The organism is Kitasatospora sp. NPDC059577 (genome assembly GCF_042735475.1).
Lineage (GTDB): Bacteria > Actinomycetota > Actinomycetes > Streptomycetales > Streptomycetaceae > Kitasatospora.
This window is the reverse complement of the sequence record NZ_JBHWBZ010000078.1, coordinates 31743-37842: the sequence shown is the minus strand read 5'-3', so window position 1 is coordinate 37842 and position 6100 is coordinate 31743. Positions and strand designations below refer to the sequence as shown.

Annotated in this window: 4 protein-coding genes; 3 read left to right on the top strand and 1 reads right to left on the bottom strand. The window is 74.3% G+C overall.

The annotated features are described in order from the left end of the window. Nucleotides 1-306 precede the first annotated feature (306 nt). From ACFV0O_RS37375 to ACFV0O_RS37365, 3 genes are all read left to right on the top strand, one after another. Complete coding sequence (locus tag ACFV0O_RS37375; protein ID WP_380348671.1) at nucleotides 307-1632, top strand: hemolysin family protein; 1326 nt, start codon at nucleotides 307-309, stop codon at nucleotides 1630-1632. Nucleotides 1633-1662: 30 nt separating this feature from the next. After that, on the top strand, nucleotides 1663-2703 hold the full coding sequence (trpS, locus tag ACFV0O_RS37370) for a tryptophan--tRNA ligase (protein WP_360254779.1): 1041 nt from the start codon (nucleotides 1663-1665) through the stop codon (nucleotides 2701-2703). Nucleotides 2704-2765: 62 nt separating this feature from the next. After that, nucleotides 2766-3254, top strand: coding sequence for a 2'-5' RNA ligase family protein (locus ACFV0O_RS37365; RefSeq protein ID WP_380348670.1), 489 nt, complete (start codon nucleotides 2766-2768; stop codon nucleotides 3252-3254). A 22-nt stretch (nucleotides 3255-3276) separates the two neighbouring features. Here ACFV0O_RS37365 and ACFV0O_RS37360 read toward each other — a convergent pair whose 3' ends face one another. Continuing rightward, the gene (locus ACFV0O_RS37360; protein WP_380348669.1) at nucleotides 3277-5829 is read right to left on the bottom strand and encodes a CDP-glycerol glycerophosphotransferase family protein; all 2553 of its coding nucleotides are present in this window, start codon (nucleotides 5827-5829) and stop codon (nucleotides 3277-3279) included. Nucleotides 5830-6100 lie beyond the last annotated feature (271 nt).

The following is a 6100-nucleotide window of genomic DNA, read 5'->3' as shown; positions in this document are numbered from 1 at the left end:
GCGCGCTCGGCTGGCACCTGCGCGCGCCACTCCTGCCCCCCGCCCTGCGCCTCCCCGCTCCCGCCCCCCCCCCCCCCGCGGGGGGGCCCCCCCCCCGCCGCCGTGTCCGGCCCCTGCACCGGCCCCGGCACCGGGGTGCCCGCCCGATCCCGCCCCCGGCCCGATCCCGCCCCCGATCCCGCCGCCGGACCGCCCGCCGTGCGCGAACGGCCGTACGCGAACCGCCGCCCGCGCACTCCCGTCCGCGGGACGACGCGAGTGCGGAGTCGGCCCCCGCCCGCACCGGCCGTCCTACACTGGCCCGCTGTGAACGAAACCCTCGGGGACGCCGCGCTCGTCCTCGTCTTCATCCTGCTGGGCGGCCTGTTCAACGTCGCCGAGATCTCGCTGATCTCGCTGCGCGAGGGCCAGATCCGGACGCTGGAGGCACTCGGCACGCGGCGCTCGGCCCGGGCCGCGCACCTGGCCGCCGACCCCAACCGGTTCCTGGCCGCCGTCCAGGTCGGGGTGACCTGCATGGGCTTCCTGTCCGCCGCCTTCGGCGCGGACACCCTGGCCGGCAAGGTCGCCCCGCTGTTCGTCCGGGCGGGCCTGAGCGAGGGCGTGGCCGACGCGGTCGCCCTGGTCGGCCTCACCCTGGTGATCAGCTACGCCTCGCTGGTGCTGGGTGAGCTGACCCCCAAGCGGATCGGCCTGCAGCGCGCCGAGTCCATCGCGGTGATCGCCGCCCCGGTGGTGGACGTGATGTCGGTCGTGCTGCGCCCGGCGATCTGGCTGCTCGGCCACTCCACCAACCTGATGGTCCGCCTGCTCGGCGGCGACCCGGCGGCCGGGCGCGGCTCGATGAGCTCCGAGGAACTGCGTGGCCTGGTCGCCGCCAACACCGAACTCGGCAGCGACGAACGGGCCCTGATCGCCGACGTGTTCGCCGCGGGGGAGCGCCAGCTGCGCGAGGTGATGGTCCCGCGCACCGAGGTGACCTTCCTGGACGCCGAGCGCCCGCTGGCCGCCGTACGGCACCAGGCCGACACCTCGCCGCACTCGCGCTACCCGGTGGTCGAGGGCAGCGCCGACGCGGTGGTCGGCTTCGTCCACGTCCGCGACCTGTACGGCGCCCGCGGCGAACAGGCCGTGAAGGTCCGCGACCTCGCCCGCCCGGTCAAGCTGCTGCCCGGCACCAAACGGGTGCTGGAGGCGATGGGCGAGATGCGCCGCGAGGGCCACCACCTGGCCATCGTGGTGGACGAGTACGGCGGCACCGCCGGGATCGTCACCCTGGAGGACCTGGTCGAGGAGGTGATCGGCGAGATCCGCGACGAGTACGACCGGCCGGAGGCCGCGCCCACCCGCAGGCTGGCCGGCGGCGGCCTGGAACTGGACGGTCTGCTCAACCTCGGCGACTTCGCCGAGGAGACCGGGGTCACCCTGCCGGAGGGCCCCTACGAGACGGTGGCGGGCTGCCTGGTCGCCTCGCTCGGCCGGCTCCCCAGGGACGGCGACCAGGCGCGCGTCCGGCTGGAGGGCGACGGCGAGGTGCTGCTGACGGTGGCCAAGGTGGAGGGCCGGCGGATCGCCCGGGTGAGGGTGAGTGCCGTCACACTGGCCGAACCTCCGGGGGCGGACGTTTCCTGAGCGACCGGTGGAACTGGAACAATGGCCCGCATGGTCAACGCAGCGGTCACCGGTCCGGCCAAGGACCGTCCCCGGGTGCTCTCCGGCATCCAGCCCACCTCCGGCTCGTTCCACCTCGGCAACTACCTGGGCGCCGTGCGCCAGTGGGTCGACCTGCAGAAGGAGAACGACGCCTTCTACATGGTCGTCGACCTGCATGCGATCACGGTGCCGCAGGACCCGGCGACGCTGCGCGAGAACACCCGGGTCTCCACCGCCCAGCTGCTCGGCGCGGGCCTGGACCCGGACCACTGCACGCTCTTCGTCCAGTCGCACGTGCCCGAACACGCGCAGCTGGCCTGGGTGATGAACTGCCTCACCGGTTTCGGCGAGGCCTCCCGGATGACCCAGTTCAAGGACAAGTCCTCCCGGTACGGCTCCGAGAGCACCACGGTCGGCCTGTTCACCTACCCGATCCTCCAGATCGCGGACATCCTGCTCTACCAGGCGGACGCCGTCCCGGTCGGCGAGGACCAGCGCCAGCACGTCGAGATCACCCGCGACATCGCCGAGCGCTTCAACACCCGCTACAGCCCGACCTTCACCGTGCCGAAGCCGTACATCCTCAAGGAGACGGCGAAGATCCAGGACCTCCAGGACCCGGCCGTCAAGATGAGCAAGTCGGCCTCCTCGCCCAAGGGCCTGGTGAGCCTGCTGGACGACCCGAAGGTCAGCGCCAAGAAGTTCAAGAGCGCCGTCACCGACACCGGCACCGTCGTGTCCTACGACGAGGAGGAGAAGCCGGGCGTCTCCAACCTGCTGCGCGTCCACTCCGCGCTCAGCGGCCAGTCGGTCGAGCAGCTGGTCGCGCACTTCGAGGGCAAGATGTACGGCGCCCTGAAGACCGAGCTGGCCGAGCTGTTCACCGAGTGGGTCACCCCCTTCCAGGAGCGCACCCGCACCTTCCTGGACGACCCGGCCGAGCTGGACCGGGTGCTGGCGATCGGCGCCGAGAAGGCCCGCGAGGTGGCCTCGGTGACGCTGGAGACGGTGTACGACCGGATCGGCTTCCTGCCGGCCGCCAAGCGGTGACTCCCCTCACACGCCTGCCCGGTGGTGGCGACCTCCCGGAGGTCGTCACCATCGGCGTGTCCGTGAGCGTCCCGGATCCGCACGGCACGGCGATCCAGGACACCCGGGCCGGGCTCGGCGATCCGCTGGCCCGGTCGATACCGACGCACGTCACCCTGCTGCCGCCGACCGAGGTGCCGGCCGAGGCGCTGCCGAAGATCGAGGAGCACCTGGCGGCGGTCGCGGCCGCGCACCGGCCGTTCCGGATGCTGCTGCGCGGCAGCGGGACCTTCCGCCCGGTCTCCCCGGTGGTGTACGTCCGGGTCGAGGAGGGCGCGCAGGAGTGCCGGCTGCTGGAGGCGGACGTCCGCTCCGGCCCGCTGGCCCGCGAGCTGGCCTTCCCGTACCACCCGCACGTGACGGTCGCCCACGGCCTGCCGGAGGACGTGCTGGACCAGGCGTACGAGCAGGCGCGCGGCTTCCGGGCCGCCTTCCCGGTGCCGGGCTTCGGCCTCTCCCGCTTCGACGCGGACGAGGTCTGGCGGCCCTGGCGGAGCTACTCCTTCTCCTGAAGCCGGGGCCACTGCCCGGCCCTCAGGCCCCCGCCGTCCGGCCCGCCCGCCGGACCCCCGCCCCTCGACCCGGTCCGAGCATCCGGTCGACCACCCGGCGGGCCGCGCCGCCGTCGTCCAGCGCGCAGTGCGCGGCCCGGAAGCGCCGGTAGCGTTCGGCGTAGCCGGGCGGCAACGCGGTGCCGCTGTCGGCGAGTTCGCGCAACGCCCGGAGCAGCCCGGTGGAGGTCTGCACCAGCGGGCCCGGGGCGTTCGACTCGAAGTCGAAGTAGAAGCCGCGCAGGGTGTCGCGGTAGTGCTCCAGGTCGTAGGTGAAGAAGTACATCGGGCGGCCGGTGATCGCGAAGTCGAACATGATCGACGAGTAGTCGGTCACCAGCACGTCCGCGACCAGCAGCAGTTCCTGCGGGTCGGGGTAGTCGCCGCAGTCGTACCGGAAGCCGTCGCCGGTGCCCGGCAGGGGCTCGCGCACGTGCGCGTGCGGGCGGACCAGCAGCACGTGGTCCCGGCCGAGCAGCCGCCGGGCGTGGTCGAGGTCCAGCCGCAGGTCGAGCCGGAACCCGTCGCCGTCGTCGCGCCGCTGGTCCTCGCGCCAGGTCGGCGCGTACAGCACGATCCGCTTGCCGTCGGGGACGCCGAGCCGGCGGCGCACGTCCGCGGCGGTCCGCGGGTCGGGCCGGGCGAGCACGTCGTTGCGCGGGTAGCCGGACTCCAGCACCTCGCCGGCGTAGCGGAAGGCGCGCCGCAGGATCGGGGTGGCGAAGGGGCTGGGGGAGAGCAGCAGGCTCCACTGCGGGGTCTCCCGGTCGAGGGCCTCCAGGTAGCCGTGGTCGGCCAGCCAGGGGTTCTCGACGTCGTGGGCGATCCGCTTCAGCAGCGAGCCGTGCCAGGTCTGCACGACGACCTGGCCGGGGCGGCGTTCCAGGAAGTCCGGGAAGTGCGTGTTGCCGACGAGGTACCGGCAGGTGGCGAGCGCCCGGTACCACTCCGGGCTCCAGATCCGCACCGGGGCGACCCCGGACGGCACGTCGGCCTGGGCGTCGTCGACCACCCACAGGTGCTCCAACAGTGCGCCGCGGCGGACGAGTTCGGCGTGCACCGCGCGCGGGGAGTCGGCGTAGCCCCGGCCGCCGAACACGTCGTAGAGCACCGCCTCGCGCAGCGGTTCGCGGCGGGCGGCCGGGTAGCGCTCGGCGCGCTGGCGGCCCTGCGTCCAGGCGCTGCGCTCGGCGGCGTCGAGCACGGGGGTGGAGTCGACCAGCAGGGTGTCGTGCCAGCGGCGCTGCAGCAGGATCCGTTTGCCGCCGGCGGTGGCCGCGGCGGGGACGGTGGCGGGGACGACGGGGAGCGCGGCGGGGGCGGCGAGCAGCGGGCGGACCGGGCCCGGGCCGTCGGCCGGTTCCAGTGCGGCCTCCCAGATGCCCTTGCGCAGCGGTAGCGCGGTGCCGTCCGAGCCGGTGCGGGTGGCGGGCACCCGGGCCAGGAAGCGGCCGTCCGGGCCGGTCTCGACCGGGGTGCGGACCTCGCTCGCGGTGCCGGAATGCCGCAGCACCAGCTCCAGCCGGTCCGCGGCCGGGGCCGGGCAGTGGCCGGACAGCTCGAAGCCGTCGGGCCGCACCGCGATCCGGTCGACCAGGCCGGCCGCGGGCTGGACGCAGAACTGGAGGCGGCCGTCGGCGAGGTGCTTGAGGTAGAGCACCCGGCCCGGCGCGCCGGGCAGCGGGTGCTGGCCGGCCACCGGGCCGGCGCGCTCGTCGAGGCAGAGCCGCTCGGTGCCGCCGTCGGGGCGCAGCAGTACGGCGTCCCAGTGCTCCAGTCCGCCGCCGCCGCGGCCGTCGGCGGTGAACGGCGGGTACGGCAGGTGGGTGGTGAAGGTGTCACCGCCACGGGTGAGCGGCCGCTCGACCACGGCGTCGCTCTGCCGATGGCACAGCCGCAGGACGGTGCCGGCGGGGCAGCGGTCGGCGACGCCGCTCAGGTCGAGGCCGGCCGGGGTGCGGGCGGCCCGGGTGACCCGGACGGCCGGGCGTTCCAGCCGCAGCCGCAGCCGGTCGTCCTCGAAGTACGGCTGGAGGCGGACGTCGTGGTCCACCCAGCAGGTCGGCGGGTACTCGCCGGAGCCGCACCAGTGCGGGGCGAGGGAGCCGTACTGGCGGCGCAGTCGGGTGGCGCGGGGGCGGGTGAAGAGGGTGGTTTCGATCCGCCAGTCGCCGAGCAGCCACCGGCCGTCGCGGCGCAGCCGGCTCGGCCGCAGCAGCACGGTGAAGCCGGACCAGTCGTGGTTGTGCTCGGGCTGGGCGCTGTCGTCGGTGACCTCGGGCATCCTGCGGGGTCTGGAGCGCAGGTGCAGCGGGGGTTCGGCCTCGTCCTCGTGGCGCAGGGTCAGCCAGGTCCAGGCGGAGCCGGGGCGGCCGGTGTCCAGGCCCTGCGGGCGGGCGAAGCCGGTGAGCTCCAGGCCGCGGCCGTGCCAGCGGGCGCGCAGCAGTCCGAACACCACGTCCAGGTCCGCCGCGGGGAGGCGCGCGGGCACCCGGGGGGCGGCGTGCGGCAGGACGAACCGGGTGAGCACAGGCATGGCGACAGGAGCCCTTCGGAATGGAAATTCACATCCCATCCAGAAATTGCCGCCGGGGTCAACTGCACGCTTTTTCGAATTCGCCGGGGAATTCATTTTCCGGAACGCCGGTTCGGGAATTGTTCTGGTGTTCGAGAATTTCCGTCCCGGGGCGCCCGGAAAGGCGGAGGGGGGCGGGCGCCGCGGGGGGGGGGCGCGACCCCCGCCGGCGGCGCCGGGGACACAAAAGACGCTACACGCGAGAACCCCCCCCCCCCCCCCCCAGCCCCGG

Bases quoted from the DNA above. Each gene is read 5' to 3' on its own strand.
- ACFV0O_RS37360 (WP_380348669.1), bottom strand. From the start codon at position 5,829: ATGCCTGTGCTCACCCGGTTCGTCCTGCCGCACGCCGCCCCCCGGGTG.
- trpS (WP_360254779.1), top strand. From the start codon at position 1,663: ATGGTCAACGCAGCGGTCACCGGTCCGGCCAAGGACCGTCCCCGGGTG.